Below are 2699 nucleotides of genomic sequence, written 5' to 3'. Positions count from 1 at the left end.
CTGTGGCAGGACGCCGAGCAAAGCGAGCGCTAACAAGACAGCCGTCGAGCGGGCGGTCGCGTTGACCACGCAGGACGCGCCCTCGATTTCAACGATGCGAGATGACCTGCCGTCAGAACTGGTCGCCCTGATCGATCAGATGGTCCGCCGGCTGCCGGAACAGCGGCCGGCAGATCTGAACGAAGTCGCGAATCGATTGCAGCCCTTCGCCCAGGATCATCGTCTTGCCGACTTGCTCGTCGCCTGCCCCAAGCCGAGCATGTCATCGACCAGGCCGATCAGCGAGGTGGAGCGGATCGGACCGGCCAGCGACGTGCATCCCGCCACGGTCAGTCTTCACCAGTCGCAATCTCACTTGCCAGACCACGGCGACCGACAGGCCACGTTGATCTTGCGTCGCTGGCCTTTCCTGCTCGCAATCCCGCTTGTTGTGGTACTCGCCTGGGTTGGCCTTGTCGGCAACCCCTTCCACCGGGTCGATCCCCCCGCCGCTGTGATTTCAGGCGGGCAATCGCCGCCGCAAACGCAGGCACCGGAGACATCGCAGGAAGCCGTGCCGAAGGACTGGACGGCGTGGAACCTCTCGTCCAACTTGATCGCCTATTGGCCGATTGATGCCGACGACGAAAACCGGTTGGCCGACCGATCGGGAAACGGACACGATGTCATTGACGTTTCGAACGAACGATTGACCCTTCGCGACGCCGCGCCACTGCCCGGCGACCGTGCGTCGTTGGACATTGTTTCGACCGCCGAGCCGATCGCCGTGAATCCGGATGGCAGCTTGTTCAATGACGAGACGACGGTGGGGTTTTGGATCAAACGGAAGCAGTTCGTCTTCGATGTGGTGCCGATCCTGCACTACGCAACTCCGACCGGCGTGTTCTCAATCAGCATGACCGGCAAGACTTCGCCGCGGCCGGGGAAAATCATCGTCGATGGCTTCAGTGAATCCGTCCAAGATTCAAGCCCTCAAGCATTGAGATCAGACATTGACGCGTTCTGGCATCACATCGCCGTCGCGAAGGACGGGACCGAATTGCGGCTGTACGTCGACGGCCGACTGGTCGATTCCGCCGGTTTGGACAACTCACGTCGGCCCGAGGATGCGTCCCTGCTCCTCGGCGCCCAAGTCGAACGCAAACAGGTTTCGATCTTGATGGACGAATTGATTGTGTTGGATCGTGCACTCGACGTCGACGAAATTGCCTACGTGACGCAACATCGCCTTCCGCCCAAGCCGTTGCTCGCGCCCCTGTCGCAGCCGAAGGTACACAACATCCGGCGTCAATGGGCCAGTCATCTGGGTGTGGATGAGTCGACGAACAATTCGATCGGGATGAAGCTTTGCCTGGTGCCGGCCGGTGAATTCACGATGGGCACCGGTCCAGATGAACTGGAGCAACTGGCGGTCCAAGACAAACGCAAAAACATGCGAGAGCGTTATCTGACCGAAACGCCGGCACACCGCGTTCGAGTGTCGCTGCCGATGTACGTCGGCGCGATGGAAGTCACACAATCGCAATACGAAGCGGTGATGGGCGAAAACCCGGCATCGTTCTCGGCCGCCGGAGAAAAACGGCAACGTGTCGAGGGAGTGGACACTGGCGATTATCCCGTGGAGTCGGTCAGTTGGTTCGACGCGATCGAGTTTTGCAATCGACTCAGTCAGCTGGAAGGATTGAACCCTTGCTACGACATCCGTGGTGTCGAGGTCAAAGTGCTGCCGGGAAACGGCTACCGATTGCCGACCGAGGCGGAATGGGAGTATGTCTGTCGCGCGGGAACGGACACGCCATGGTCGTACGGCGAACAAGACTTTCAACTGTCTTCGTGGGTCGTCGCAAACGCCGGCGAGCAGCCCCAGCCGGTGGCACAGCTTGGCCCCAATCCGCTAGGGTTGTACGACATGCACGGCAACGTCTTCGAATGGTGCTTTGATTTTTATGATCAAGCCACCTACTCCACATGCTGTGCCGACCTGGGGATCGACCCGGCCGGGCCGGACACCGGCACACGCCGCGTGTTCCGCGGGGGAAGCTGGTGGCAACGCCGCCCCAATTCCCGATCGGCGTTTCGCGGTCATCACTTCCCGCATTTCCAGTCCCACGAGCACGGGTTTCGCGTCGTCCGGCAAATCGCGTCACCGTAGCGAAGCCTGCCAACGGCTTGTCGCTGAAATCCCTCCGGGTCATGCGGCGACTCACACGCCGTGCTGGTATAGTGCGTCTTTCATTCCCACTCTTCAAAAATCAGTTCTTCCATCGCGATGACAAGGCTCTTTGCAGGCACCCCGTTTGATATTCCTCCCGAGTGTGAGGATTGCGGCAAACCAGAATCCGAATGCATTTGTACGCCGGAAGAAAAGGCACAAGCGGAAGCGAAACGCCAACGCGACGCCGACCGATTGCCGCCAGAAAAACAGACCGCCCGCATCAGTGTTCAAAAACGCAAGGGCGGCCGCAAGGCAACCGTCGTCGAAGGCTTGACCGCCAAGGCGAACGACCTGGCGGACGTGTTGACTCGATTACAAGCCGCCTGCGGCAGCGGCGGGACGGTCAAACCCAAAGAAGACCTGATCGAAATCCAAGGCGACCACGCCGACACCGTTCGCAAAACGCTTGCCGGAATCGGATTCAAAGTGAAACCGACTCGGTAACGCGACGTCGTGCCTGACCGCTTTCAGCGTCACCCCACGT

Annotated in this window: 2 protein-coding genes; both read left to right on the top strand. The window is 60.1% G+C overall.

All coding sequences use genetic code 11. The features are described from left to right. Positions 1-2152: SUMF1/EgtB/PvdO family nonheme iron enzyme (locus ABX749_RS28710; protein ID WP_372899056.1), on the top strand; the 2152-nt coding region annotated here is incomplete at its 5' end. Positions 2153-2269: 117 nt separating this feature from the next. Next, entirely contained in the window at positions 2270-2659 is a 390-nt protein-coding gene (locus ABX749_RS28705) for a translation initiation factor (RefSeq protein ID WP_145211868.1), read from the top strand. Positions 2660-2699 lie beyond the last annotated feature (40 nt).

This window comes from Stieleria sp. (assembly GCF_041595215.1).
Taxonomy (GTDB): Bacteria; Planctomycetota; Planctomycetia; order Pirellulales; family Pirellulaceae; genus Stieleria; species Stieleria magnilauensis.
The sequence above is the reverse complement of the archived record's forward strand: the minus strand, read 5'-3'. Positions and strand labels throughout refer to the sequence as shown.